Origin of the sequence: Mycolicibacterium anyangense, from assembly GCF_010731855.1 — a bacterium.
GTDB classification, from domain to species: Bacteria; Actinomycetota; Actinomycetes; order Mycobacteriales; family Mycobacteriaceae; genus Mycobacterium; species Mycobacterium anyangense.
This window is the reverse complement of the sequence record NZ_AP022620.1, coordinates 2,597,950-2,622,987: the sequence shown is the minus strand read 5'-3', so window position 1 is coordinate 2,622,987 and position 25,038 is coordinate 2,597,950. Positions and strand designations below refer to the sequence as shown.

Sequence of the window (25,038 nt, the reverse complement as noted above, 5' to 3'; positions counted from 1 at the left end):
CAGCGGCGCAGCGCGGGCTGTGCAGCGGATTGCGCTCTGCGTCTGACATTATTGTTTAGTACCGGGAAGGGCGGCGCAGTTCCGGGAAGCCCGGTGGCGGATGCGTCACCGCAACATCGTGCGACCGCCGTCGACCATCAGTGTCGCGCCGGTGACGTAACGGAGATCGGTCGCCAAGGACACGACGACGGGAGCGATATCGACGGCCGAATCGCCGAGGCGGCCCAGTGGAACCTTCTTGACGATGGCCTCATACCACCGAGGATGCTGCTCGACGTACTCGGAAATGTTCTCCGTCAACGCGGCAGGACAAAGGACGTTGACGGTGATGTCGTACTTGCCCCATTCCCGCGCCGCATGTTTGGTCAGGCCGCGGATGGCTTCTTTGTTGGAACCATATGCGGAGAAGCCCGGATCACCGTCGACACCAGTCGACGAAGCCATGTTGACGATGGTGCCGCCGGTCTCCTTCATATAGGGCAGGCACAACTTCATCGCATTGAAGGTGGGGATCAGACCGCCATCGAGGACGCTGTGCAGCATTTCGACGGTGGTGTCCTCCAACGAGACGGGAACGCCACCGCTAGCACCTCCCTGGGCGTTGTTGACCAAAATAGTTGGTGCGCCAAGCTCCTCGGCCGTTCGATCGATCGCGGACTTCAGTTGGTCGAAGTCGGACACATCGCAGGCAATGGGCAAAGCTGTTCCGCCCGCGGAGGTGATCTCTTCGGCCACGCTCTCCACCCGGCTGTAGGTACGGCTCGGCAACGAGACGGCAGCCCCTTCTCTTGCAAGTACCAGCGCGATACCCCGCCCGATGCCTTGTCCAGCTCCGGTGACGATAGCCACCTGGCCCTTCAATCTGTCCATTGCGGAAACCTCTCCAGTCGTCGTGTTCATCGTGTCGTTCTGCTGTCCACTCAGCCGCCCAGACGCAAACCTGTGTTGCGTGAGCCGAACAGCTCGGTGGCAAAGATTCCACCCAACCGTTCTGCTTCCCAACGCTTCTGGTGATTCGACACCGACGCGGCGGCATGCCAGCCCTTGAGCAGCTGGAGATCTTCACCGAGTGCACGGATGATCTGTCCGCTGATGTAGCCGGACTCCTCGCTTGCCAGCCAGGCCACCACCGGTGAACCCAGGGAGGGATCCTTCGGATCGAATTCATCGTCGCCGCGTTCATCCGGCTCGATCGGTGCGGCCGCGCCCGGCATGGATGCCGACATCCGCGTTCGTCCACCCGGGCTGATGGCGTTCACCGTTGCCCCGATGGACGCGAGTTCGAGGCTGAGGGTGAGAGTCAGCCCAACGATGGCAGCCTTGGCGGCGCTGTAGTTCGTCTGGCCGAAATGACCGTGCAATCCGGCACCGGAAGTCGTGTTGATGATCCTGCCGAAAACCTTGGCGTCGGCCGCTTTGGATTCCGCTCTCCATTTTCGGGCGACCGCGCGTGAGGTCAGCCAGCTGCCTCGCACGTGCACGCGCATCACTAGGTCGAAATCATCGGCTGACATATTCCAGATGGCCCGGTCGCGGACGATGCCCGCGTTGTTCACGACGATGTCCAAGCGCCCCAGCTCCGAGTAGGCCCGCTCGACCGCCTGCTCGACCTGAGCCTCGTCACCGACGTCGGTGAAGTCTGAGACTGCCCTTCCGCCACGGCTTTCGATGATCTGCACTACCTCGTCGGCCACCTTGCCCGAACCCTCACCGGACAGGCTGGTGCCCAGGTCGTTGACGATCACCGTGGCCCCGTGCTTGGCCAGTTCGAGCGCGTGGCCTCGGCCGATGCCGTGGCCGGCACCCGTGACCATGGCGACCTTGCCGGTGAGTAGTCCAGTCATGAAATCTCCTTGAGTGGGGTGAATACAGTCAGGTAGGGGCTGTGCGAGTCCGTCTCGTCGACCGGGCGGAAGACAGCATGGACTGGCATGCCGACGTACAGCTCGGCTGCCGGGGTGCCTTCGATCAATGTCATCAGTCGTGGACCCTCGGCGAGTTCGACGATGCCCACCGAATAGGGCAACCGCTCGGCGAATGGCGCGAGATCGTTGGCGTACACCGTCGAGTAGGTGTAGAGGGTGCCGGTTCCGCTGGCGGCGACCGGGCGGATCGCTTCACCCGAGCAGTGCGGACAGAAGGGGCGAGGGTAGTGATGGACAGCGTCGCAGTCACCGCATTGGGCGATCAACAGCTGGCCGTTGCGGGCGCCCTCCCAGTACGGGGCGCTGTCGGCATCGATGACCGGGATGTCAGTACGTTTCATGTTTCAGTGACCCGCAAAATTCGTCGGTCGCTTCTCGACGAAAGCGCGAACACCCTCGCCGGAGTCGTGTGAATAGGACTGGATCTCTTGCGCCATCGCTTCGGTGACGAACGCGCCGTTTCGGTCGGTGTCCAGGGAATCGTTGAGTAGGCGCTTGATGAGCGAGATCGCGCTCGTTGGTGCGCAGGCTAGCTCATCGGCGAAGGTGTGGACGGCTTCGTCGAGTTCGTCGGCGCTCACGACCCTGTTGGCCAAGCCGAGCGTGAGGGCTTCCTGAGCGGACAGCTTCGCGCCGAAGAACATCATCTCCTTGGCCTTTTGCACGCCGATACGTCGCGGCAACAAGTAGCAGCCCCCGCCGTCGACGACCAGCCCGCGTTTGATGAAAGACTCGGCAAAATAAGCGTTGTCGGTAGCGATCACCAGATCGGCGGCATAGGCGAGGTGTGCTCCGATGCCGGTGGCGGCACCCTGGACAACGACGATCACCGGCTTGGAGCAGTCCAGGACACTGGCAACCAGTTGCTGTGCGCCACTCATGATCCTGCGCATCGGGTCGAGAACTCTTTTCTCGACCCGCTGCCGTCGATCTGCCAACGAGGCTACATCGGCGCCCGCACAGAAGTGCTTGCCGTTGGCCCGCAAGACGACGACACGTACTTCATCGTCGTTGTGCGCGGCGGTGAACAATGCGATCAATTCGTCCCGGTCCGCAGGCCGCAGCGCGTTGGCCGCATCGGGACGGTCGAGGGTGATGGTCATGACCCCGCCGCTGACACCGTGCACGACAGCGTTCATCGCACGCCTGCCGTGGAGTCGGCGGCCGGCGGGTAGAGCAGCACTCCGCGAATGTTGGCTCCAGCCCGTAGATCAGCGAAGCCGTCATTGACCTTCTCGAGCGGGTAGGTGCGGGTCACCATGGCGTCGAGGTCGACCTGGCCGGAGCTGGACAGCTCCAGGACCTTGGGAATGTCGGCCCGCGGGTTGCCTGAACCGTACAGCGAACCGACAATCTGCTTCTCGGTGAGGGTCAGATCCATGAGATTCGCCCGGATCTCACGCTCGAGCATCGGATGGATGTTGGTGACGACGAGCCTGCCGCGCTTGGCTGTCATCGCGAGTGCGTCCGCGATGAGCCTGCCCTCTCCAACGCCCATGGCGCAGATGAAGCGATCCGCGCCACGGTCCCAGGTAGCCTCCGCGACAACGGTTTTGGCCTCACTCCAGTCTGCCGCCGTATGGGTGGCGCCCAGCTTGACGGCTGCCGCGCGCTTCTCCTCGGACGGTTCGATGACCGTGATCGTGCGAGCGCCGGCGAGCCGGGCGCCCTGCACGGCAGCCCCCCCGATCCCGCCGAATCCGGCGACGACCACGGTGTGGCCCGGCCGGATGTCGGCGGCGTAAACCGCTGAGCCCCAACCGGTGATGAAACCGCATCCCAGCAGGCAGGCCCGATCCAGCGGATAGGTCTTGTCGATCTTCACGCAGCTGGCTTCGTGTACCACGGTGTGGTGTGCAAACGACCCCACTGAGCAGGCCAGCGATAGGTCGTGGTCGCCGATGTGATGCCGTGACGTGCCGTCAGTGATCTGCATGCCGGCGTAGATCTTCGCTCCGAGGTCGCACAGGCTCTGGTGACCGGTGGAACACGACGGGCAGCGTCCGCATGACGGAACGAAGCTGAACACCACGTGGTCTCCCGGCTGCAGCCACGAGACGTGGTCCCCGACGGCCTTCACCACTCCTGCGCCCTCATGTCCGCCGATGCAGGGCAATCGCATCGGCATGTCGCCGGTGACAACGTGGTCATCGGAGTGGCAGATGCCGGAGGCGTACAACTCGACGAGAACCTCGGGTGGTTTTGGTGCGTCGAGTTCCACTGTCTCGATTGACCAGGGGCTGTTGCGTTCCCACAACACGGCGGCCTGTGTTTGCATTTTGTGCTTCCTCGGTGATGATTCCGACCAGGTGGTGCGGAAGATGTCGACATCGGTCATGGACCGGTTCGCTCACGTGCGTCGTCTGTCGATTCTGGCAGCAGTGTCGACAGAAAACAATGCCTCCTACCTGCGTACTAAGAGGGTGGGTACTTGAATGCCGTCCGATATCTGACATTATTGGTTACATGATGGCAGAAGCTGAGCCGGCGCCTGTCGGCGCCATGGGAGAACCGTGGGAACTGGTGGTCGAGCGGGGCAAGATCGCGGAGTTCGCCGCCGCGGCGCAGTCCGACAACGCGGCGTACGGCGGGCAACAACCCGTCGCACCAGCCACCTTTCTCACCACCGCTGCGCGCTGGGCGCCGCCGGGCGCACGGGTCAACGTCGGGTTCGATCGGAAACGGCTGCTGCATGGCGGCCAGGAGTACATCTTTCACGGCTCGATACCGTCGGCCGGAGATGTGCTCATCGCGCGGGAGCGAATCGCTGAGCGGTATGAGAAGCCGGGTCGTCGGGGCGGGGTGATGCGGTTCGCCGTCGTGGTGACCGAGTATCGCCGGCCAGACGGGGACTTGGCGGCCGAGGCGCGGGCAACCTTCATCGAAACGGCCAAGCCCGCATGACCGGCATGGTGAACCATGTGAAGGTCGGTGACGAGGCCGCCGGGAGGGCATTCGGCCCGATGACGCGGCAGATGTTCGTCCGCTACGCAGGGGCGTCAGGCGATCTCAATCCGATGCACTACGACGACGAACTCGCCAGGTCCGCTGGATATCCGTCGGTCTTCGGGCAGGGCATGCTCAGCGCCGCGCTGTTGTCGACGTTCGCCACTGATTGGCTCGGCGCGGAAAGGCTCCGCCGGTTCAGTGTGCGATTCCGCGAGCAGGTCTGGCCCGACGACGTGCTGAACTGCACAGGGCACGTCGTCTCTGTTCAACAACAAGACGATGGGCAACTGGTGACGGTCGAACTGGTCGGAACACGCCAAACCGGCGGGGTTGCTGTTACCGCGGAGGCAGATTTCCACATCGTCGGCATCGACGCGTCATCGGGGCGGCAGAGCACGACGACGACCGTCTAGCGCTAGGTTGATCTGGTCATGACAGATCCACCCATTACCCGCCGGGCGAGCTACGGGCCGTCCAGTCCGGACGTCGGTGCCCGTGGTGTGCACACACGCCAGCGGATCACCGACGTCTCGCTGAGGCTTTTCGGCGAACTGGGGTACTTCGACACCTCGGTCGATGCGATCGCCAAGGCCGCCGACATCTCGCGGGCGACGCTCTACCAGTATTTCTCTGGCAAGGACGAGATATTCCTCGAGCTGCTCGATGACTGCGGAAACGCGATGATGCGGGTGGTGCGCAGAATCGGTCCTCTCGGTTCTGATGCAGTCGGGGTGGACAATCTCAATTGGTGGCTGGGCGAGTGGCGGTGGGTGTTCGAGAAGTACGAGACGCTCTTCTTCCAGTGGACCGCGATCGCCGCCGCTGACGTCCGAGCCCGGCACCGGTTCCAGGAGCGGTTGCGTAGCTACCACGACCGGATCGCGGAGCGGCTGGTGAGTTCGGGGATCGAGGGCGTGACCCCCCTGGTCGCCGCAGTGGTGATGACCGTGCTGGTGCACCGCCTCAACCTGCTGATGCACAGCCAATTCGCCTACGGACGCGAAGCGACGCCTGCCATCGATGCTCTGACTGTCTTCCTGCAGCTGTTCCTATTTCCGGAGACACCGCACGAGGCGCTGGCGAGTATCGGCATTACTCCGAGTGTTGAGGCGAGCGCCGATTCCCACCGCGCTCCCAAACGCTCGTCGCCCAGTCAGCAGCTGGCCTCGTTCGACGACCGTGTCGAAGGCTTGAGCAAGCGAGCCGTCAAGACCGTCGAAACACTCATCGCCTCGGGCCTCAACCAATTCCGTGCCAGAGGTTACCGGCGTACCAGCGTCGACGACATCATCGAAGCGGCCGGAGTCGCCCGCGGTACCTTCTACAAGTACTTCAGTGACAAGGCGGACTTGTTGGCCGCCGCTACCGCCCAAACGCACCTTGCGGCAAGTCATCTGGCCGAGCAGATTACCGATGTCGACCCCTGCGACTCAAACGCCGAATTGCAGGAATGCCTCTTGCGCTACATCGAGTTCACAGATCTGTACTCGGGATGTATCGACGCCTGGGAGGATGCGACCACTGATAACGAGCCCGTGCTGGCCTATGGCGCGGATTCGCTGGCGCTGATCGACGGTGCCATTTCCGCCATGCTGAGTCGACGGCCACTCCGCTATCCGATCGACCCGACGATTTGTGCGCTGATCGTGCGTGCGCTCGTGACGTATCTGCCCCATGTGGGTCCTGGTTGGGGTGCGCCCGTTCACCGAAAGTGGTTCGCCGAGCTGATCACGGTGTGCATCGAGCGCGGCTTCTACGGGTCCACGATGGCGATGTCCGAACAGAGCGGGCCCGCAGTCGAGTCTACCGATTCGCCATCGGGCAAACTCGACGGCTGATCGGCCCATCGTCGATCTCAGTGTGAGACGGCCACCGCCATGCCGGTGATCCATTCTGGAACAGGTTGGTAGACAACCGGATGCAGTGGATGGCTACCTCCAGCGGCTGCTGCTGCCAGCCAGGTTCGCACTTCATTGGCCCCAGCGCCGGCGGCTGCATGCGCATTGTCTACCAGCTTCAGTAATGCCGGCTGATCGGCATCGGCGAACGCCGCAAGCACCTGCCGATCCCAGTCGGGCCGGATCTTCGTGCGGGCCTCGGCCATTCCCTCCGAAATGAGCCGCGCGCGCACGTCGTCGCTGATCTCGTAGGCGTCCACCTCCAAACTCGGGGGCGAGTGGGACAGCCCCCCCGTTCCGATGACCAGGACTCTCTCATCGAGGGTGTCGAGATACCCGCCGACAGCTGAACCGAATTGGGCGACTCGTGCCGCCGTGGGCAGGGGAGCTGTCGCGCAGTTGACCGCAATGGGGATCACCGGCTTGATGTCGATGCCACCCAGCAGGTCGTACAGCGGCTGGGCGAATGCATGATCCAGTCCGATATCCCGGCAGACCGCAATGTCGAAATCCCGGGCGAGGAGATACTCGGCCAGGGAACGGGACTGGCCACCGGGGACGGTCACGTCGCCGGTGGGGCGAGAGCCGTGTTCGGTGATCGATGCGGACAGAGCCACCCCGAATGTGGGCACGACATGGCGGAATGCGCGACGGTGATCGCCACCGAAAAGAACCACCAGTTCGGGGTCGAACTCCTCGACGATGGCAGCCGCGCTGCGCAATCCTGATCGGAATTCGGTACCGAACTGCTCAGTCACATCTCGTTCCTTGCCCGGGCTGTGACTGGCGCACACCACGAGACGGTTGGGGATTGACGTCATTTCGACTCCGTTGCTAATCGGTTGCGAGTTCTGCGGACAGTCGCCGGCGCAGTTCCTTGCGGTCCGGCTTGAGTAGGGCCGTTCGGGGAATCTCGTCGACAACGACCAGTCGGTCGGGAGCTTTGTAGTCGCTCAGCCGTGCCGATACCCAGGCGCGCAGTTCCGCCAGCGACGGCGGTGTCGCGCCCGCGGCCACGAACGCAACACCGATCTCGCCGATCACCGGAGTTCGGTGGCCGACCACAACGGCGTCGGTGACGCCGGGATGCGCCAACAACACCTGTTCCACCTCGGCGGGTTGGACATTGAACCCACCACGGATGTAGGTGTCGTCGCTGCGGCCGGTGATGACCACGTTGCCGTCGTCGCGGATCCCGCCTATGTCGCCGGTGCGCAGCCACCCGTTCTGCAGGACGGAAGCGGTGAGTTCGGGACGTTGCCAATACCCGCGCATGACGCAGGGCCCACTCACCTCGACGATGCCGTCGCGGACGCGCACCTGCATGCCCGGCGCAGGCCTGCCGACGGTGTGGAATTGCACTTCTGGCGGGTCACCCGGTTCAGTGCCACTGATCGTCGGGCACTCGGTCATGGCATAACGCACCACCAGCGGGACGCCGATCCGGTCGGCCACATTCGCGACGAGTTCCGGTGCAGCCGGCGCACTGGCGACCACTCCGAGGCGCAGATCTTTCAACGCGTTGCGGTCTATCCCGTCGACCTCGAGCAGCTTGGCCCACTGAGTCGGCACCGCGCCGGCGACGGTGATGCGCTCCTCGACGAGGACTTTCGCCATGCCTTCTGCTGACCAGGGGGCAGGCGGGACCACCAGCGTGGTACCCCAGAGCAGTTGGTCCCAAAGCTTGAACATGTAGCCGGCGTGCGCGAACGGTGTGGATGTCAGTCGACGGTCGTAGGGAGCGCTCATCACACCGGCGGCATGTGCGCCGGCGGCCAGATTGTCGGCATCGAAGACCGCACCCTTGGGGACTCCCGTTGTCCCGCTGCTGAACAACACCGCGACCGGGTCAGTGCGGCCGACGTCAACCATGGGCGCCTGGCGCTTGGTCCGATAGAGTTCGTGCAGCGATGACCGGGATACCACTGCGGTATCCCCGGCCGTGATCGCAGCCAGCTGCTCGTCAGCGACTATCAGTGCGGGGTTCGCTTGATCGATGACGGCTTTGATCTCGGTAGGGCCGAGTCGGGGATTGAGACCTGCCGTCACTGCGCCGATCATCGCGGCTCCGGCATAACAGACCGCGTAGTCGATGCCCGACGGAAGCCACAGCAGGACGATGTCACCCTTTTGGACGCCGAGTCGGGCGAACTCGGCTGCAGCTGACTCCGCTCGACTCACCCACTGCACGAACGTCATTCGTGCGTCCGGCTCTACGTAGGCTTCGCGATCACCGTGGTGGTGTGCGGCCGCCTGCAACGCCATCCGGGTGTTGGCGAAGGTATCCGGCAGCACGGTCATTCAGGGCTCCTCTGCTCCGAGGATGACGGTGCCGCTGGAGCAGAACCAGCCGCCGGTTCCGCTCACGCAGGCGATCTTGGCGCCAGGAACCTGGCGAGGGCCGGCTTCACCGCGCAGCTGTCGGCAAGCCTCCACCAACAGGAACAGGCCTCGCTGGCCGGGATGGCATGCCGACAGCCCACCTCCGTCGGTGTTGGTCGGGAGGCGCCCACCGAGGCGCAAGGAGCCCTCCGCCACAAAGGGACCCCCTTCACCCTTCGCGCAGAAGCCCAGATCCTCGAGCGTCACCAGCAGCATGTAGGTGAACGCGTCGTAGATCTCGGCGACGTCGACATCGGCGGGCTGAATCCCGGCTCGCTGGAACGCCAATGGGCCGCTGACCGCGGCGGGGCCCACTGTCATGTCCTCCCACTGTGAAGTCAACATGTGCGAAGTGGCCTCGGCCGAGCCGAGAACCCACACCGGATCGGAGGGAAGATCCTTGGCTCGGTCACCTCGCACCAGTACGACCGCGGCCCCACCGTCGCTGCGAATACAGCAGTGCAGCTTGGTGAACGGGTCGGCGATCATCGGTCCCGAAAGGACGTCGCCGATGGTGATCGGATCCCGGTAGTAGGCCTCCGGGTTGTCGGCAGCATTGAATCGTGCCGACACGGCAACTTCGGCGAGTTGTTCGATCGTCGTGCCGTACTCGTGCATGTGTCGTCGGGCGGCCATCGCGTACTTCGAGATCAGCGTGTGCCCGTAGGGCGCCTCCCATTGCAGTGGACCACGTGCACCCCAGTTGATACCCGCGGACCGGAGGCCCTTGCGAAGGTCCGCCCTTGCGGTCGAGCCGTAGGTGAGCAGGACCACCTCGGCGTGGCCGGCGGCGATCGCGTCGACTGCGTGGGACGCCATCACCTCCCAGGTGGCGCCGCCGACGGCGGTCGAGTCGACCCACTTGGGTCGAATGCCCAGGTATTCCCCGACATCGACCGGCGGCAGGGTGCCTTGGCCGGTTGAGGCTAGCCCGTCGACATCGGCGAAGGTGAGGCCCGCCTGGGCCAGTGCACGCCGGCTCGCCTGCGCGATCAACTGATAGGGGCTCTTGTCGTCGACCTTGCCGACGTCGGAGAGCGCCGCGCCGGCGATTGCGATGGAGGTCATTGGGCTCCCTTGTATTGCGAGACAACTGCTTCGGCGCCGCGAGCCACCAGGGCGACATCCGCACCTACCAGCACGAAGGTCGCACCTGCGGCGAGGTACCGTTCGGCGATTTGCCGGTTGAACGCGTTCACACCTGCCGGCTTGCCCTGCGCGACGATCTCTGCGAGTGCCCCTTCGATGCGGTTCACCACGTCGGCGTGCTCGGGCTGGCCGAGTCGCCCCAACGAGGCGGCGAGGTCGGCGGGGCCGATGAACACTGCGTCCACTCCGTCGACCGACGCGATCTGGCTGAGATTCGCCAGGCCCTCAACGGATTCCACCTGCACTGTTACCGAAAGACCGTCGTCCGCCGTCGCCAGATAGTCGGGAACGCGATTCCAGCGGGATGCCCGCGCCAGCGCGCTACCGACGCCGCGGATACCGCGAGGCGGATAGCGTGTTGCCGCGACCACGTGTGCGGCTTGCTCCGGGGTGTCGACCATCGGGATGATCAGATTCTGCACACCGATGTCGAGCAACTGCTTGATGTACACCGCGTCGCCGGCCGGCGGCCGGACGACCACTTCCACGTCGGGGTAGGCGGCCAGCGTCTGGAGCTGGCTCAAGACACTGCGCACGTCGTTGGGTACGTGTTCCTGGTCCACCAGTAACCAGTCGGCCCCTGAGCCGGCGCAGATTTCGGTGATGTAGCTGCTGCCGGAGGCCGCCCACAGCCCGTACTGCGGCAGTCCGGAGGTGATTCGGCTGACCCAGGTGTTGATCACCGCTCGGGCTCCCGATCGAAGGTCACCGACACGGTTCCCAATGAGCCGTAGTCGGCAACGAAGGTATCGCCCGGCTCGGCGAAAACCGGCTTGGTGAACGACCCGGACAGGATGACCTCACCCTGACTCAGCGTATCGCCATGCGGCGCAAGCCGATTGGCCAGCCATGCCACCCCGTTGGCGGGGTGGTTGAGCACCGCGGCGGCAACACCGGACTCTTCGACCGTCCCGTTTCGCATCAGCAGCGCTGCCACCCAGCGCAGGTCGACGTCCATCGGACGGACCACCCGTCCGCCCAGTACGAGTCCGGCATTCGCGGCGTTGTCAGCAATCGTGTCGACGATCGTGCGCAGGTGCCCCGTCTCGGGATCCGACATCTGCACCCGTGCGTCAAGGATCTCCAGGGCCGGGACGACGTACTCCGTTGCCCGCAACACGTCGAACACGGTCGTATCGGGACCGGTGATCGGCTCGCCCAGGATGAAGGCGAGCTCGACTTCGATCCTCGGGCGGATGAACCGGTCGACGGGAACGTGTCCGCCGGCATCGAAGAACATGTCGTCGAACAGCACGCCGTAATCCGGCTCGTCGATCGATACGGCGCGCTGCATGACTTTTGACGTGAGGCCGATCTTGTGGCCCTTTGCCACCCGGCCGTCGGCGATCTTGAGGGCAACCAGTTCTCGCTGCACCGCATAGGCGTCGTCAACCGTCATCTCAGGGTAGTCCAGCGAGAGTTGCCGGATCGGCGTACGACTCCGCTCCGCGGAATGGAGACGCTGAGCAAGCAGCGCTATGTCGCGACCACGTGGCCGGCTCATCGGTTGAGGAACTCCACGGCAGCGACATTGAATGCCGCCGGATCCTCGAAGTGCGGCCAGTGGCGGACATCGGGCATTTCGAAGGTCTCCGCGTTCGGGATGAGCCCGGCGATGGTGGTGGCTGTGTCTTGGTAGACGCCATGGTCGCGGCCGGAGGTCACCACCATCACCGGGGCTTTGATGCTCGTCCACTGAGACTCGGGAATGAGGTTGCGGTCCCGCGCGTCGGGGTCCTGCAGGATGAGCAGGTGGTCGATGGTTTCCCGGGTGTCGGCGCGCTCGTAGATCGAGCGCCGCAAGCCGATGAGGTCGGGCAGTCGATTGGCTTCGTCGGCGATGAGATGGGCGAAGACCGCATGCAGTGACTCCCAGGTGGGGTCGTTGACAGCCTTGGTGCGCTCTGCGCGGATCCGGGCCATGTTCGCTGCGGCAGCTTCCTTGCCCGCGGGGGACATCAGAATCACCCGGTCAACGCGTTCCGGGTGGTCGGCGGCGATGCGTGCGGTAACCCAGGCGCCGAGGGACATCCCGACGAAGTGGGCCTTCGCCACACCGAAGTGCTCCATCAGGTTCAGGACATGCTCGACGTAGATGGGAATCTCGTAGTCGAAGTCCGGCTTGTCGGAGAATCCGTTGCCGACCATGTCGACCGCCAGACAGCGGAAGGACTTCGAGAGCACCCCGAGGTTGGCGGCGAACGTCTCCCAGTGGCCGCCGGTTCCGTGCAACAGGATGACGGGGGGAGCATCCGGATCTCCGGCGTCGGCGTACCGGGTGCGCACCGACGCGCCGTTGACCGGGAGGTCGACGAATCCCTGCCGGAATGCGACCTCCTTCAGGTACATCCAGATGCTCCGATAGTTCTCGGTATCAATCATCGAGTCGCCTTCCGCTCCGCATCATGCGTGTCGTTTCTAACGAACCTGTCTACTGTAGAAGCCGGTCCAATCCTGCCGGTAAGCGCCCCTTTCAATCAAGGATCACGCGCAAAAGTCGCCTGTCGAGTGAAGTGCAGGGCCGACTGAATGATAGTTGATTCTGACAGTCGTATGCGATAGTAGTGAGTGGAGCCGCTTCATCGGCGAAGCTCGAATACATCGGCGCGACAGAAAGCCACGGTCTCCATGGCAATCCAGGATCACGGGACAGCAGACACCCCGTCGGCCCGGCACGGGCACGGTGGTCAGCGGCGCCTCGCAGACCTGCTGAACGAGTTCGCCTCGGTACGGTTGATCCTCGACCTGGAGGGCAACGGGCCCCGGCTGTTGATCCAGGATCTCGAAAGCGATTCGCACATCTACTTGTGCCCCTTGGAGTTGGTGAGCCTGACCGAGGCGACCCAGGAGGATCGTGACGGCTGGCTCCGGGTGGGCCCCTACCGCTCCGATCATGGGCCGGCCCACTGATGAGAAGCACCGATCTGGTCGGTCTCGGGATGACCGAGATGTCGCTGCGGGGTGGCGACTCCGCGGTGGTTCTCGCCTGCCGTGCCATTGGTGCCGCATTGGCCGATGCGGGCTGCACGCGGTCGGACATCGACGGCCTGCTGGTGGGGTCGTCGCAGGGGGTTCGGCCGGAGCGGCTGGGGGTCGCGCTTGCCGGGCAGGGCGGGTTCGGTGACCTTCGTCTGCTGGAGCACGTCGAGATCAAGGGCACAACCGCAATCGCGATGATTCAGCGCGCGCGGCATGCCATCTCCACCGGTGAGGCCTCGACGGTGATGTGCGTCTTCGCTGACGCACCCCTGGTGGATGGCAAGGGCGCAGGTTCGTTGTATGCCCACAGTGGCGGAAAGTCAGGTCTACGCGGGTTCGAACGGGCTTCTGGTCTGCTGGGGTCGGTACCGACCTATGCCTTGATGGCACAGCGGTGGTTGCACGTGTCGGGTACTGATCCTGAGGCCATCGCAACGGTGGCGATGACCGCACGCCGATGGGCGTCGGGTAATCCGCACGCGGTCGATCGTGAGCCGATGGACCGCGAGAAGTACCTTGCCAGTCCGATGATCGCCGAACCGCTGCGGCGCGTCGACTGTGCGCGACCGGTCAACGGGGCAGTTGCCATTGTCCTGACTGGTGATCCCGGATTGGGCCTGACTCGGCTACGGGTACGCGGCGCGGGTCGCTATCACCCGGTGCGTCGCAGGCGCGCCGGCGCCGAGTCGTGGTTCGGCGGCGGGCGGCGCGCGCTCGACGATGCCCTGCACGAGGCCGGAATCCAGCGGGCCGACCTCGACGTCGTCGAACTCTACGACCCGTTCTCGGTTGTGACGCTGATGCTTCTTGACGAATACCGGCTCACCGACTCGGTGCCAGTTGGTGAGTTCGTCGCCGCCGGCGAGATCGGTCCGGGTGGAGCGCTACCGACCAACACCGGCGGTGGCCAGCTGGCGGGCTTTTATCTGCAGGGCATGACCCCGCTGGCCGAAGCCGTCATTCAGCTCCGTGGGTCCGGTGGCGCACGACAGGTCGAAGATGCGGTAACCGCTCTGGTCGGCGGGGTTGGCGGCCGCCTCGATCACCATGCAGCGCTGATTCTGGAACGTGCAGCGTGACCGATATTCGCAGTATGACCGAGGACTGGTTGCTGAACAGCCAGCTTGCCCCCGGCGGCGATCTCGATCCGCTGCAACCGCTGTATGAGGCGGCCCGGCGTGGTGAGCTGGTGTTGCCATTCTGCAGCCGATGCCGGCTGCCACTTGAACTCGAGCAGACCGTCTGCGACGGCTGTGGCGCCTTCGGGCGCGAATGGACCAGCGTCGAACTCCGGGGTGTTGTGCACTCGTGGACCACCGTCCACCGGCGGGAGCCGGGGCTGGTTCGTGCCGAAATGCCCTACCCCGTCATCGACGTCGAGCTGGACAGCGGACACCGCCTGGTGATGACGACAACGTCATCCTCAGCGTCCGTACCCCCGATCGGCACCAGCGTGCACATCGCCTTCCGCACGCTTGGTGACGCCCACATTCCTGCAGTTCAAAGTTCGGAGGATTAGCGTGACAACTGCTGAGAAGGAAAGCGCCACAGACGGTTTCGATGTATCTGAGCTGGTTCGACCGGACCGGGTGCACGGCTCCGTCTACACCTCGCCGGAGGTCTACCGGCGGGAGATGGACACCATCTTCAAGACCGGCTGGGTATATGTCGGCCACGAGAGTGAGATCAAGCAGCCGGGCGATTACCTGACCCGGATGATCGGTTCGGACCCCGTGGTGGTGGTGCGCAGCAAGGACAACCAGGTTCGGGTGCTGCTCAATCGTTGCACCCACCGTGCTGCCAAGCTGTGCACGGCCGAGATGGGCAACGCGACGTCCTTTCGGTGCCCGTACCACGGTTGGACCTTCTCCAACACCGGTGAGCTTCGTGGCGTGCCGATGCGTGAGGCCTACGGTGAAGCCTTCGACGAGGTCCGCAGTGACCTTGGCATGGCGGCTGCACCACGGGTCGACAGCTACGGCGGATTCATTTTCGCTTCACTTGCCCCCGAGGGCGTTTCGCTGATCCAACACCTTGGCAAGGCCACCGGGGCCATCGACCGTCTGCTGAACCTCTCGCCGACAGGTGAGATCGAATTCGCGTCGACCTGGATGAAGCATCTACACCATGCCAACTGGAAGATGGTGGTCGAGAACAACGTCGACGGCTACCACGCGCTGTTCACCCACATCTCGGTGTACGAATCGATCCGCCCGGCCAAGGTGTCCCACGTGCCCGAGAAGACCAGCGTGCTGGTTCGCGACCTGGGGGATGGCCACTCGGAGATCGACTACAGCGAGGAGTACCGCCGACTCGACGAGGAATTCGTTTGGTACGGCCGCATCCCGAGGGAGAAGCTCGGAGGTTATGCCGAAGCGTTGGAGAATGCCTACGGTCCGGAGAAGACACACGAATCCCTGGTGATCGGACCGCCGCACACCTTGATCTGGCCGAACCTGTTCCTTGCCGAGATGAACGTGATGTTCGTCGAGCCGCAGGCCCCCGACCGGACGGTGGCTTACACCACCGCTGTTCAAATCCCCGGGCAGCCCGAGCTCAACGAGCGCACGCTGCGCCGGTGTGAAGGTGCCATGGGGCCGGCGGGCTTTCTGATTGCCGATGACGGCGAGATCGGGATGCGCAACCAAGCGGGCTTGGCTGCGGAATCTCCGGAGTGGCTGGTCCTGGCCAGAGGAGCCGGCAGCGATATCACCAATGAATCAGGCGTGATCAACAACGACAAGAGCGCTGAGACGCCCCAACGCGGCTTCTACCAGCGTTGGGCGGCGGTTGTGGGAGGACAGGCATGAGTGTGATCAGTGAGGGACAGCAGTTGGCGATCCGTCCGCTACCCGACTCGGACATCTTGGCGTTCCTCTATCTCGAGTCCCGGTTGGCCGACGAGGCCCGCTATTCGGACTGGGAAGCACTGTGGGACGACGACGCCGAGTATCGAGTGCCGATGCACCCCAATGACGACCCACGTTCCACCGTGGCGTACATCAACGACAATCGTCGGCGGATCAAGAGCCGGATCGCGCAGCTCAACAGCGGCAGCCGGCATTCCCAGACGCCTCCGTCGGTGATGCGTCGACTACTGTCCAATAGCGAGGTCGTCGACCAGGGGCTGGACACCGTCACTGTCGAGTCGAATTTCGCACTGTTCGAATATCGTGTCCGCCAGCGCTTCTGGGCTGGCCGGGTAATTCATACCGTCCGCAGGAGCGACGGTGGGTTGCGGTTGGTGCGTAAGGTGGTCCATCTCATCGATGCTGCCGGGCCGGTCGACACATTGGCGTTCCTGATTTGAGCGTCAGGCGATCACACATGCTTCTCGGCGACATTTCGGCCAATAACGCACGGCGGTACCCGAACAAGCGGGCGCTCGTCGACGGTGACCGGGTTCTCTCCTGGGCGCAGGTCGACGAGCGGGCGCGCCGTCTAGCCAATCACCTTGTCGGCAGCGGACTTTCGGTAGGAGATCGGGTACTGGTCATTGCCCGCAACTGCATCGAATGGCCGGAGATCTCCTTCGGTCTGGCGAAGGCAGGTCTGGTCACCGCTCCGGTCAACGTTCGGCTGGCGGCCGACGAAGTCGCTCACCTGCGGGACGACTCGGGTGCCCGCGGTGCCATCATCCACGCCGATCATGTCGAGAAGTTCGGGGACCTGCTGACCGGCCTGGGCCCGGTCCTGGTGATCGGCGGGGCAGCCGGCGCGCTGCAGGGCGCGACAGGCTACGACACAGCGCTGGCCGCAGCTTCGGCGGAGCGTCCGAAATCCGACATTGCGCCGGACGATCTCGCGGTGATCATCTACACGAGCGGGACCACCGGCCGGGCCAAGGGCGTCATGCATTCGCACCGTGCACTATTGCACCAAGCGGTCGACACCAACCTTGTCACCGAGGCGAACCGGTCGGACGTCATGCTCGCGACCACGCCGTTCTTCACCGCTGGTGGCATGGTGCGCACCGCATCCTGGCTGTACCTCGGCCAGACGATGGTGATTCACCAGCGCTTTGATCCTGAAGCGGTGATCGACGAAATCGAACGCAGCGGAATTACCTTCACCACGTTCATCCCCACCATGCTGCACCGGACATTGGCCATTCTCGAGGAGGGACCCCAAAGGGATCTCTCGAGCTTGCGGCGGATCTCCTATGGTTCGGCTCCGGTGCCTCCCGGGCTGGCCCAGCGCGCCATGGACTTGCTGGGTTGCGATCTTCAACAGAGGTACGGCTCGACCGAATGTGGGGGACAGGCCACCATCCTGACCCCGCAGGATCACCGCGACATCGTCGCGGGCCGGACGTCGATCGCAACGTCGTGTGGGCAGGAGACGCCGATGTGTGCCATCCGGATTGTGGACGATTCCGGAAAGGAATTGGGGCACGGGGAGATCGGGGAGATCGTGGTGCAGAGTCCGGCCAACGCCATTGGCTACTGGAACCTGCCCGAACAGAGCACTGAGACATTCCGCCCCGACGGTTTGCGAACCGGAGACCTCGGATTCCTGGACGAAGAGAACTACCTCCACGTCACTGGACGCAAGCGGGACATGATCATCTCCGGTGGCTTCAATGTCTACCCGGCCGAGATCGAGCGGGTGATCGCTCACCACCGTGACGTCGAGCACGTCGCAGTCGTGGGAGTTCCCAACGTGGAGTGGGGTGAGACCCCGGTGGCGGTGGTGATCGCTCGGACATCGGTGTCCGATTTCGATCAACTGACCGCCGAACTTGCGCTGTTGTGCCGCACGGAACTCGCCGGATACAAGCAACCCCATCGGTTCGAGTATCGCGCCGAGTTCCCGCTGGGCCCATCGGGAAAGATTCTCAAGAACAAGATTGCTGACGAATTGATCAACGGGGTATCCGGAGGGTTGAGATGACGACCAGTACGGCCGAGTCGCTCATCGAGTATTCCCTTGTCATCGACGGCCAACGGGTGCCGGCAGAGTCGGGGGCCACCTACGACAGCGTCGATCCATTCACCGGAAAGGCTTGGGCCCGTGTTCCCGACGGAACTGGTGCCGACATCGACCGCGCCGTGGCCGCCGCCCGGGCTGCCCTGCAAGGGGAGTGGGGCCGGTTGACCGCCACAGCACGCGGGAAGCTACTGCACCGGGTCGGCGAATTGATCGAGCGGGATGCTGAGTACCTCGCCGAACTCGAGGTTCGGGACGGCGGAAAGCTGCTGCGCGAGATGGTGGGGCAGATGCGCGCGCTGCCCGAGTACTTCTACTACTTCGCAGGCCTGGCCGACAAACAACAGGGCGAAGTCATCCCCACCGACAAGACGAATTACCTTGTCTACACCCGCAATGAACCGGTAGGCGTGGTCGGGGCGATCACTCCCTGGAATTCGCCGTTGTTGCTGCTCACCTGGAAGCTCGCCGCCGGTTTGGCAGCCGGATGTACCTTCGTCATCAAGCCGAGTGATCACACGCCGACGTCGACGTTGGCGTTCGCCGAATTGTTCGGCGAGGCCGGCTTCCCACCCGGGACGGTCAACGTGGTCACCGGATGGGGACCGGCGACGGGTGCCGCGTTGGCGGCCCACCCGGGTGTCGACCGGATTGCTTTCACCGGATCCACTGCAACCGGCATCACCGTAGGCCGGTCGGCCATGGAGCACCTGACGCGGGTGAGCTTGGAGCTAGGTGGGAAATCAGCTCAGGTCGTCTTCGGCGATGCGGATCTCGAAGCAGCTGCCAACGGCGTCATTGCCGGTGTCTTCGCCGCGACCGGTCAGACCTGCCTTGCGGGATCGCGACTGCTGGTCCACGAGTCGGTGGCGGACGAACTCGTCGAGAAGATCGTCAGCAGGGCCAAGACCATCAAGCTCGGCGATCCCAAGGATGCGGCTACCGAGATGGGACCGGTGTCCAATGAGCCGCAGTATCGAAAGGTCCTCTCTCACTTCGACTCGGCGCGCGCGGAGGGGGCGACCATTGCTTGTGGCGGTGAGCCTGCTGCGGACCTGGGAGGCTTCTTCGTCAAGCCGACAGTGCTGACCGGGGTCAGCCCCCAGATGCGGGCTGTTGCGGAAGAGATCTTCGGACCGGTCCTGGTGGTGCTGACTTTCGGCGATGAAGACGAAGCGATAGCGGCGGCGAACTCCACGGAGTTCGGCCTCGCGGCGTCCGTCTGGACCAAAGACGTTCATCGCGCCCATCGGGTGGCCGCCCAGTTGCGAGCCGGAACGGTCTGGATCAACTGCTACCGGGTGGTGGCACCTCAGGTCCCGTTCGGCGGGACAGGACACAGCGGAATCGGTCGAGAGAACGGCATTCACGCCATCCGCGACTTCACCGAGACCAAGGCCGTGTGGGTGGAACTTTCGGGAGCCACCCGGGATCCATTCACCCTCGGCTAGTTGCGCGGAACCTGATCGAAGAACGAGCGGATGTCGGGCGCGTACCAGATGTGTTCGATGAAGTGCCCCAGCTCTTCACGGTGGTCGGTGTAGAAGTATCGCACCATGCCCTCGCCGCTCGTGCCGTGCATGGCAATCGGTACCCCGGCGGCCTCTGCCGCCGAACGGGCCGCGGCGAGTTGACTTTCGGTTTCCATCAACTGGGCAATGTGATGGAAGCGCACCGCGAAGCCGCTGTCGGGCAGCGGACTTCGGTACACCGTGTCACTTCCACCGCACGGCTGGATGAGTTCGAGTTGCAGGTCACCGACATAGGCGAGTGCGATCCGTAGCCGGGCGCTCTCTTCGTCGCTGATCGCGAAGTCGCCTTCCGGCATATGCAGCCACTCCGACACGTCGTAGCGCTCGGCAAACATTGCCAACGCCCTGTCGTAATCGGTTGTCACATAGGCGACCTGGGACACGTTACGAAAGGGGGCGAACTCTCTCGGGTTGACCACGGGCTTACCACCTTCTCCTCAGTTGTGCGCCAAGCGCGCGCTGTCGTAGCACTTCCGTGCGTTGCTCTGTGGTGATCAACGGCGTGTCGGCGGGCAGGTGGGCACGCACGTCCGCCACCTTGACCCGGCTGACCGTCGGAGTCGGGTGAGAACTGCATCGATACCATCGCCCGATCAGCATCCCCTTGAGCTCACCGCCGGTGTCCAACCAGTTGGGCACGCCGGGATCGGTGGTCGACAACACGGCGCGAAACTTGCCGTCGCTGTCGATATGAGCCTGGAATCCGTTGAGGCTGCTCTGATGGTGGATCAACTCCACCTGATTCCACAGCGCATCGATGACCTGAATATTCCAGTAGACATGGTGCTCGGGCAGGTCGGTCTCCACGATCAACGCTTCATCGGGGGTCAGCTCGAAACGGCACTCGTAATATGCCTGTGGCCAGTCGGCTCCGTTGCCGAGTCCGCTGAAGTCGGTGAGCACCACTTGGTCGCTGCCCTCGCGTTCACGCAGGTTCTTCATGTACCCGGTGGTCACCTTGGAAAGACCAGCCGTGTACTGACCGAACAGCCCGCGAAGCCGGGCGTCGACATCGGTGGCTGTCACCCTGGGACTCGGTGGCGCTTCGTCGAGCCGAACGATACCCAGCGTCGCGTCGAGCTCGTTTCCCCAGTCATAGGAGAACTGACGCACGATGACAAACTGGGTGTCGGGGTTCAGATAGAGCCAATCCCCCTGATAACCGGCCGGACGCTCGGCGGACAGCACCACATCGAAGAATCCGGCCTCGTCGAGGGTGAGTTGATCGGCGTCGTAGTTGTCGAATCCGGGGCCCGGAGAGTCGCTCATCCCAAAAAGATTGCGCCCAGTGGCGAATCCAACGACAGGTACTGTGCCCCGGCGTCCGCGAATGCGATAGACGCCCGTGCCATCGACGGCGGCGTAGTGGTACACCGCGTCGGGGTTCGGCTGGGCAAGAAACGCGGAGTTCTCGAACGGTACCCAGTCGGGCTGTCGAGGATCGGCCGCCGCGAAGTACAGGAAGTAACCCTGTGACAGCGACATCGCAAACTGGCGGTAGAGCGCAGCACGCAGATCCACGTCGTCGGGATCCCATAGGGTCGTCTCGAGGTCCGCAGCGTCCTTGAGAAGGTCGACATACTCCGCCCAGGATGCCAGGCCTTGGTCGTCGTCTATTGCCACGGGTTCACCAGCACCTTGCAATTCGACGATCCCGACCGCATGCTCTCCAGACCGGCAGGCAGGTCCTCCAACGCCCAGGTATCGGTGATCATCGCTCGAGGTTCGACGTGACCGGCATCGAATGAGTCGGCGACGAACTGGAATTCGCCGACGGAGTACACCATCGAGCATTGCAGCTTGATCTGCTTGAACATCGCCTCGGCAGGCACGATGGTGTCCGGCTGCATGCAGTTGCCCAGCACGACCACCGTTCCACGGGGAGCAGCGAGGTGGATGGCCTGTGCAATGGCGCCCGGCACGCCGGCGGCCTCGAAGACCACATCGGGCAAACCGCCGAACTGTTCGGTGACCCGCTCGTCGAGGTCGTCCCCGCCGGGCAGGAAGGCGTCGGCACCGAGCTCGCGGGCGAACTTCTCACCGCGGTGCGAGGGTGCGGTGACCACTACCCGGCCGGCGCCCAGCCGTTTGGCCCAGTAGGCGGCACTGATACCGATCGAGCCGGCGCCGATCACCAAGACCTTGGCACCCGGCCGCAGCGCTGCCAGGGTGACACCGTGCAGGCTGACAGCGAGGGGCTCGACGAGTGCCCCGTCCTCCAGGGACATCGAGGACGGTAGCTTCACCGCCGCCATCGCCGAAGCGAGGGCGTACTGGCCGAAGCCGCCGCCCACCGGCGTGAAGCCGCTCGCACACCAAACAGGCTCACCGGCAAGGCAGCTCGCGCACGCGCCGCACCCGTGCATGGGTAGCGCCGACACGATGTCGCCGACCGAGAATCCGGATGTGTTCGGACCTACCGCCACCACCTCGCCCGCGAACTCGTGCCCGAGGACCGTTCCCGGTTCGAATGTGGCACCCTCGCCGCTGGTCATGTGCAAGTCGGTTCCGCAGATGCCGCACCGGCCGACCTTCAGCACCAGTTGACCGGCTCCCGGTGTGGGGTCGGGCAGGTTCTCGATCGAGAGCGGTTTGCCGACTCCTTCGAAGACAGCTGCATGCATGGGTACGGTCCTTTCTAGAGCTCGTACTTGGCGATGTAGTCGCCGAACTGATCCTGAATGCCCTTGACTGTCAAGCCGTATCGTTCAGGGGGAGCATCTGGTGCCTGGCGTTGCTGCTCGGGTTGTTCGTCGAGCCACCGCCGCATATCGCGTTCAACCTCGTCGGCCAGCTCCAGACCCAGCTGACGGTAGAGACCGCGGACGGTGCCGATCGGGTCCTGTCTCAGGTCACTTTGCTTGACGTCGAAGAATTTGTCCGGATGTCGCCGGCGCGCGATTTCTGTCCGATCGATCGCGCGCCGCCAAAGATCAGCTTCACTCGGTCCGATCTGAGCGGGATCAACGTTGTCTCCGTGGTACATCGAGCGGGGCATCTCGAGCACTCGCGCGACGGAAGGAAGTGTCTTGACCGGATTTCGGTGAGTCTGCACCACCATGGCGTCGGGGAAGACCTCGAAGAGGTGGTCGATGCCCCATACATGACCGGGATTCTTCAGCAGCCAGCGTTTGTCCTGATCGTTGAGTCCGATCAACCGCAGGATGTCCGCGTATCGCCGATAGGACGGCAATTCATCTGCAGTGAGCCACCACTCACGGTAGGCGGGGATGCCGAGCATCGACGCGAAGTAGTTGCTGACGAAGTCCTGCTTGAGCAGTTCGAGACACTCATCGACGCCTTGCGGATCCAATTCGTGGACATCGGTGAATCCCGGCATCGCTGCCAGAAACGCCTGGACCTGTGCCTCACACGCTTTGAATTCCGGCGCTTGTGCCCACGTCTCGCGGGCGGGTCGTGGCATCGGATTCGATGAGAGCCACCGTTCGACGCCCTGGAACTGCGGGTCGCAGGCCAGCAACCGGTGTAATGCCGTCGTGCCCGTGCGGGGAATACCGGTGATAACGACCGGAGCGGTGATCACGACGTCTGCATAGCCCGGGTTTTCCCGCCAGGCGTGTTGGGTGCGCAGCCGCTCGGCGAGTGCAGCAGTCAGGAGGTTCAGCGCCGCGGGGGCGCCTTCGTCGGTGAGTGTGCTCGCGGCGTTCAGGGCATCGAGAATCCGGTTCAATCCCTCCAGGTAGTCCGCGGTACCGAAGTCGTCAAGACCGGTCGCCTGTGTGGCATCGGTATGGATTTTTTCTAGGGCGGCACTGAACTGCATCAAGTCCCCTCGGGGGTGTGACAGTGATCTCTGCGAATGGCACATGTGACGGCCATTACGGACGATAGACGTGGACGCTTTACGTCGTCAAGTGCTGCCCCGATGCGGTCGAGCGACAAGAGGGGAGTCGGCTCGGCCCGGGATTCAGGGTTATGTATTGGCGTGACGCCGCCGGATGTGGGGGTTGCGCGCGCAACGTGACCTAGACTGAGTATCCTTAATTATCAACTTTCGGTTGGTCGCCCCTGTGCGTCGGTCTGGGTTGCACATCGACGGTGCGGGCGGCTAGGTCACAAAGAAGGGCTAAGTGCGATGACCCGAGCGGGATGCCGCTGATGGACCTGTTGTTCTCCGACGAGGAGGTCCAATTCCGTGAACAAGTTCGGACGTGGCTCGCCGAGAACGCCCCGACAGAAGGCCGCCCAGACGCCCCAGAAGCGATTCGGGAGTATGACTTGTGGTGGCAGCGTCGCCAGTGGGACGGTGGCTGGGCTGGCATTGCGTGGCCGGTTGAGTACGGGGGACGTGGATTATCCCTTGTCCAGCAGCTGATTTGGTACGAGGAGTACGCCCGCGCCGGACTGCCCGCCATCGACGCGTGCTTTGTCGGACTGAACCATGCCGGCCCCACTCTGATGGCCTGCGGCACAGCCGAGCAGCAAGCGGCCCATCTCCCCAAAATCCTTCGGGGCGATGTGATTTGGTGCCAGGGGTTCTCCGAACCCTCGGCCGGCTCGGACTTGGCGGCCCTGCGTACCAAGGCCGTCATCGACGGTGACGACTTGGTCGTCACTGGCCAGAAGATCTGGACCAGCTTCGCTTCTATCGCCGATCACCAGGAGCTGCTGGTGAGAACCACCAGCGGCGAGCGAAAGCACCATGGGATCACCTGGGTCATCTGCGACATGAATACACCAGGAATCGAGATCCGGCCGATCGAGACCATCGACCGGGGTGCGGAGTTTTGCGAAGTCTTCTACGACGACGTGCGGATACCGCTCAAGAACGTTGTCGGTGAGGTCGACAACGGCTGGCCGGTGGCATTGTCAACGTTGTCGTTCGAACGAGGGACAGCGTTCACGGGCAGTCAGATGCGGCTCTCGAAGACGGTGGAGAGTCTCGTCGAGCTCGCCCGGGAGCACGTGGGACCCGACGGGCGGCGACCGGCGATCGCGGATGACCACATCGCCACGGCACTGGCCACACTGCGCACCGAGGTGGCCGCGCTGCGGGCGATGACCTATGCCAGCATCAGCCGTAACGCCCGCAGCGATACTCCCGGTCCCGAGGGGTCGATCTCCAAGTTGTACTATTCCGAAATTGCCAAGCGGGCAGCGCATTTGGCCATGGAGATCCTCGGTCAGGATGGTTTGGCATTTGTCTCGAGGTGGCACCGTCCGTTCGGCTGGACCGGACACTACGTCTATTCCTATTCGGTGTCGATATCAGGCGGAACATCGGAAGTCCAACGCAACATCATCGGCGAGCGTGTGCTCGGCCTGCCCCGCTGA

General features: G+C 63.8%; 26 protein-coding genes. 11 read left to right on the top strand and 15 right to left on the bottom strand.

Going from position 1 to position 25,038, the window contains the following annotated elements:
* Positions 1–105 precede the first annotated feature (105 nt).
* Genes G6N35_RS12195 through G6N35_RS12175 form a run of 5 tightly spaced genes read right to left on the bottom strand, consistent with a single transcriptional unit; the run spans position 106 to position 4,203 of the window.
* Positions 106–900 (bottom strand): SDR family NAD(P)-dependent oxidoreductase, encoded by a 795-nt coding sequence (locus tag G6N35_RS12195; RefSeq protein ID WP_163804486.1) that lies wholly within the window; start codon positions 898–900, stop codon positions 106–108.
* 20 nt (positions 901–920) lie between these two features.
* Complete coding sequence (locus G6N35_RS12190; RefSeq protein WP_163804485.1) at positions 921–1,844, bottom strand: SDR family NAD(P)-dependent oxidoreductase; 924 nt, start codon at positions 1,842–1,844, stop codon at positions 921–923.
* Positions 1,841–2,266, bottom strand: coding sequence for a Zn-ribbon domain-containing OB-fold protein (locus G6N35_RS12185; RefSeq protein WP_163804484.1), 426 nt, complete (start codon positions 2,264–2,266; stop codon positions 1,841–1,843). Before G6N35_RS12185 ends, G6N35_RS12190 begins: the two co-directional genes overlap by 4 nt.
* Before the next feature lie 3 nt (positions 2,267–2,269).
* A complete protein-coding gene (locus G6N35_RS12180; protein WP_163804483.1) occupies positions 2,270–3,064 on the bottom strand; it encodes an enoyl-CoA hydratase/isomerase family protein in 795 nt (264 codons plus the stop codon).
* Positions 3,061–4,203 (bottom strand): NDMA-dependent alcohol dehydrogenase, encoded by a 1,143-nt coding sequence (locus G6N35_RS12175; protein ID WP_163804482.1) that lies wholly within the window; start codon positions 4,201–4,203, stop codon positions 3,061–3,063. The genes G6N35_RS12180 and G6N35_RS12175 overlap by 4 nt, the downstream gene beginning before the upstream one ends.
* 188 nt (positions 4,204–4,391) lie before the next feature.
* Between G6N35_RS12175 and G6N35_RS12170 the strand changes: the two genes are divergently transcribed.
* From G6N35_RS12170 to G6N35_RS12160, 3 genes are read left to right on the top strand one after another with little or no spacing between them, the layout of a single operon-like run.
* On the top strand, positions 4,392–4,829 hold the full coding sequence (locus G6N35_RS12170; protein WP_163804481.1) for an FAS1-like dehydratase domain-containing protein: 438 nt from the start codon (positions 4,392–4,394) through the stop codon (positions 4,827–4,829).
* Positions 4,826–5,287, top strand: coding sequence for a MaoC/PaaZ C-terminal domain-containing protein (locus G6N35_RS12165; RefSeq protein ID WP_163804480.1), 462 nt, complete (start codon positions 4,826–4,828; stop codon positions 5,285–5,287). Before G6N35_RS12170 ends, G6N35_RS12165 begins: the two co-directional genes overlap by 4 nt.
* 18 nt (positions 5,288–5,305) lie before the next feature.
* Positions 5,306–6,712 carry a TetR/AcrR family transcriptional regulator gene (locus G6N35_RS12160; protein WP_163804479.1) on the top strand — a complete coding sequence of 469 codons (1,407 nt, stop codon included), beginning with the start codon at positions 5,306–5,308 and terminating at the stop codon, positions 6,710–6,712.
* Between the two features lie 17 nt (positions 6,713–6,729).
* On the opposite strand, the gene G6N35_RS12155 is transcribed toward G6N35_RS12160, so the two are convergent.
* The 6 genes from G6N35_RS12155 to G6N35_RS12130 are packed head-to-tail and all read right to left on the bottom strand — an operon-like array spanning position 6,730 to position 12,685.
* Complete coding sequence (locus G6N35_RS12155) at positions 6,730–7,593, bottom strand: 3-carboxyethylcatechol 2,3-dioxygenase (protein WP_163804478.1); 864 nt, start codon at positions 7,591–7,593, stop codon at positions 6,730–6,732.
* A gap of 13 nt (positions 7,594–7,606) precedes the next feature.
* On the bottom strand, positions 7,607–9,073 hold the full coding sequence (locus tag G6N35_RS12150) for a class I adenylate-forming enzyme family protein (RefSeq protein ID WP_163804477.1): 1,467 nt from the start codon (positions 9,071–9,073) through the stop codon (positions 7,607–7,609).
* On the bottom strand, positions 9,074–10,222 hold the full coding sequence (locus G6N35_RS12145) for an acetyl-CoA acetyltransferase (protein WP_163804476.1): 1,149 nt from the start codon (positions 10,220–10,222) through the stop codon (positions 9,074–9,076).
* The gene (locus G6N35_RS12140) at positions 10,219–10,983 is read right to left on the bottom strand and encodes an aldolase/citrate lyase family protein (RefSeq protein WP_163807633.1); all 765 of its coding nucleotides are present in this window, start codon (positions 10,981–10,983) and stop codon (positions 10,219–10,221) included. The genes G6N35_RS12145 and G6N35_RS12140 overlap by 4 nt, the downstream gene beginning before the upstream one ends.
* Positions 10,983–11,807 (bottom strand): 2-oxo-hept-4-ene-1,7-dioate hydratase, encoded by an 825-nt coding sequence (gene hpaH / locus G6N35_RS12135; RefSeq protein ID WP_163804475.1) that lies wholly within the window; start codon positions 11,805–11,807, stop codon positions 10,983–10,985. Before hpaH ends, G6N35_RS12140 begins: the two co-directional genes overlap by 1 nt.
* Positions 11,804–12,685 (bottom strand): alpha/beta fold hydrolase, encoded by an 882-nt coding sequence (locus tag G6N35_RS12130; protein WP_163804474.1) that lies wholly within the window; start codon positions 12,683–12,685, stop codon positions 11,804–11,806. Before G6N35_RS12130 ends, hpaH begins: the two co-directional genes overlap by 4 nt.
* A gap of 246 nt (positions 12,686–12,931) precedes the next feature.
* Here G6N35_RS12130 and G6N35_RS12125 point away from each other — a divergent pair, with 246 nt between their 5' ends.
* From G6N35_RS12125 to G6N35_RS12095, 7 genes are read left to right on the top strand one after another with little or no spacing between them, the layout of a single operon-like run.
* Positions 12,932–13,213, top strand: a complete 282-nt coding sequence (locus tag G6N35_RS12125; protein WP_179967349.1) for a hypothetical protein — start codon at positions 12,932–12,934, stop codon at positions 13,211–13,213.
* Positions 13,213–14,361, top strand: coding sequence for a thiolase family protein (locus G6N35_RS12120; protein WP_163804473.1), 1,149 nt, complete (start codon positions 13,213–13,215; stop codon positions 14,359–14,361). The genes G6N35_RS12125 and G6N35_RS12120 overlap by 1 nt, the downstream gene beginning before the upstream one ends.
* Before the next feature lie 14 nt (positions 14,362–14,375).
* Positions 14,376–14,801 carry a Zn-ribbon domain-containing OB-fold protein gene (locus tag G6N35_RS12115; protein WP_163804472.1) on the top strand — a complete coding sequence of 142 codons (426 nt, stop codon included), beginning with the start codon at positions 14,376–14,378 and terminating at the stop codon, positions 14,799–14,801.
* Position 14,802: 1 nt separating this feature from the next.
* Entirely contained in the window at positions 14,803–16,092 is a 1,290-nt protein-coding gene (locus tag G6N35_RS12110; RefSeq protein ID WP_179967348.1) for an aromatic ring-hydroxylating oxygenase subunit alpha, read from the top strand.
* Entirely contained in the window at positions 16,089–16,592 is a 504-nt protein-coding gene (locus G6N35_RS12105; protein ID WP_163804471.1) for an aromatic-ring-hydroxylating dioxygenase subunit beta, read from the top strand. The genes G6N35_RS12110 and G6N35_RS12105 overlap by 4 nt, the downstream gene beginning before the upstream one ends.
* Before the next feature lie 17 nt (positions 16,593–16,609).
* A complete protein-coding gene (locus G6N35_RS12100; RefSeq protein ID WP_163804470.1) occupies positions 16,610–18,175 on the top strand; it encodes a class I adenylate-forming enzyme family protein in 1,566 nt (521 codons plus the stop codon).
* Positions 18,172–19,662, top strand: a complete 1,491-nt coding sequence (locus G6N35_RS12095; protein WP_163804469.1) for an aldehyde dehydrogenase — start codon at positions 18,172–18,174, stop codon at positions 19,660–19,662. Before G6N35_RS12100 ends, G6N35_RS12095 begins: the two co-directional genes overlap by 4 nt.
* Here the strand turns inward: G6N35_RS12095 and G6N35_RS12090 are convergent.
* Genes G6N35_RS12090 through G6N35_RS12075 form a run of 4 tightly spaced genes read right to left on the bottom strand, consistent with a single transcriptional unit; the run spans position 19,659 to position 23,527 of the window.
* Entirely contained in the window at positions 19,659–20,162 is a 504-nt protein-coding gene (locus G6N35_RS12090) for a VOC family protein (RefSeq protein ID WP_163804468.1), read from the bottom strand. The genes G6N35_RS12095 and G6N35_RS12090 overlap by 4 nt on opposite strands.
* 4 nt (positions 20,163–20,166) lie before the next feature.
* Positions 20,167–21,366 carry a DUF1214 domain-containing protein gene (locus G6N35_RS12085; RefSeq protein ID WP_197748421.1) on the bottom strand — a complete coding sequence of 400 codons (1,200 nt, stop codon included), beginning with the start codon at positions 21,364–21,366 and terminating at the stop codon, positions 20,167–20,169.
* Entirely contained in the window at positions 21,357–22,367 is a 1,011-nt protein-coding gene (locus G6N35_RS12080) for a zinc-dependent alcohol dehydrogenase (protein ID WP_163804467.1), read from the bottom strand. Before G6N35_RS12080 ends, G6N35_RS12085 begins: the two co-directional genes overlap by 10 nt.
* 14 nt (positions 22,368–22,381) lie before the next feature.
* Positions 22,382–23,527 carry a sulfotransferase family protein gene (locus tag G6N35_RS12075; RefSeq protein ID WP_163804466.1) on the bottom strand — a complete coding sequence of 382 codons (1,146 nt, stop codon included), beginning with the start codon at positions 23,525–23,527 and terminating at the stop codon, positions 22,382–22,384.
* A 335-nt stretch (positions 23,528–23,862) separates the two neighbouring features.
* On the opposite strand from G6N35_RS12075, the gene G6N35_RS12070 reads away from it, so the two are divergent.
* Positions 23,863–25,038 (top strand): acyl-CoA dehydrogenase family protein, encoded by a 1,176-nt coding sequence (locus tag G6N35_RS12070; protein ID WP_163807629.1) that lies wholly within the window; start codon positions 23,863–23,865, stop codon positions 25,036–25,038.

Bases quoted from the DNA above. Each gene is read 5' to 3' on its own strand.
- G6N35_RS12195 (WP_163804486.1), bottom strand. From the start codon at position 900: ATGAACACGACGACTGGAGAGGTTTCCGCAATGGACAGATTGAAGGGC.
- G6N35_RS12190 (WP_163804485.1), bottom strand. From the start codon at position 1,844: ATGACTGGACTACTCACCGGCAAGGTCGCCATGGTCACGGGTGCCGGC.
- G6N35_RS12185 (WP_163804484.1), bottom strand. From the start codon at position 2,266: ATGAAACGTACTGACATCCCGGTCATCGATGCCGACAGCGCCCCGTAC.
- G6N35_RS12180 (WP_163804483.1), bottom strand. From the start codon at position 3,064: ATGAACGCTGTCGTGCACGGTGTCAGCGGCGGGGTCATGACCATCACC.
- G6N35_RS12175 (WP_163804482.1), bottom strand. From the start codon at position 4,203: ATGCAAACACAGGCCGCCGTGTTGTGGGAACGCAACAGCCCCTGGTCA.
- G6N35_RS12170 (WP_163804481.1), top strand. From the start codon at position 4,392: ATGATGGCAGAAGCTGAGCCGGCGCCTGTCGGCGCCATGGGAGAACCG.
- G6N35_RS12165 (WP_163804480.1), top strand. From the start codon at position 4,826: ATGACCGGCATGGTGAACCATGTGAAGGTCGGTGACGAGGCCGCCGGG.
- G6N35_RS12160 (WP_163804479.1), top strand. From the start codon at position 5,306: ATGACAGATCCACCCATTACCCGCCGGGCGAGCTACGGGCCGTCCAGT.
- G6N35_RS12155 (WP_163804478.1), bottom strand. From the start codon at position 7,593: ATGACGTCAATCCCCAACCGTCTCGTGGTGTGCGCCAGTCACAGCCCG.
- G6N35_RS12150 (WP_163804477.1), bottom strand. From the start codon at position 9,073: ATGACCGTGCTGCCGGATACCTTCGCCAACACCCGGATGGCGTTGCAG.
- G6N35_RS12145 (WP_163804476.1), bottom strand. From the start codon at position 10,222: ATGACCTCCATCGCAATCGCCGGCGCGGCGCTCTCCGACGTCGGCAAG.
- hpaH (WP_163804475.1), bottom strand. From the start codon at position 11,807: ATGAGCCGGCCACGTGGTCGCGACATAGCGCTGCTTGCTCAGCGTCTC.
- G6N35_RS12130 (WP_163804474.1), bottom strand. From the start codon at position 12,685: ATGATTGATACCGAGAACTATCGGAGCATCTGGATGTACCTGAAGGAG.
- G6N35_RS12125 (WP_179967349.1), top strand. From the start codon at position 12,932: ATGGCAATCCAGGATCACGGGACAGCAGACACCCCGTCGGCCCGGCAC.
- G6N35_RS12120 (WP_163804473.1), top strand. From the start codon at position 13,213: ATGAGAAGCACCGATCTGGTCGGTCTCGGGATGACCGAGATGTCGCTG.
- G6N35_RS12115 (WP_163804472.1), top strand. From the start codon at position 14,376: ATGACCGAGGACTGGTTGCTGAACAGCCAGCTTGCCCCCGGCGGCGAT.
- G6N35_RS12105 (WP_163804471.1), top strand. From the start codon at position 16,089: ATGAGTGTGATCAGTGAGGGACAGCAGTTGGCGATCCGTCCGCTACCC.
- G6N35_RS12100 (WP_163804470.1), top strand. From the start codon at position 16,610: ATGCTTCTCGGCGACATTTCGGCCAATAACGCACGGCGGTACCCGAAC.
- G6N35_RS12095 (WP_163804469.1), top strand. From the start codon at position 18,172: ATGACGACCAGTACGGCCGAGTCGCTCATCGAGTATTCCCTTGTCATC.
- G6N35_RS12080 (WP_163804467.1), bottom strand. From the start codon at position 22,367: ATGCATGCAGCTGTCTTCGAAGGAGTCGGCAAACCGCTCTCGATCGAG.
- G6N35_RS12075 (WP_163804466.1), bottom strand. From the start codon at position 23,527: ATGCAGTTCAGTGCCGCCCTAGAAAAAATCCATACCGATGCCACACAG.
- G6N35_RS12070 (WP_163807629.1), top strand. From the start codon at position 23,863: ATGGACCTGTTGTTCTCCGACGAGGAGGTCCAATTCCGTGAACAAGTT.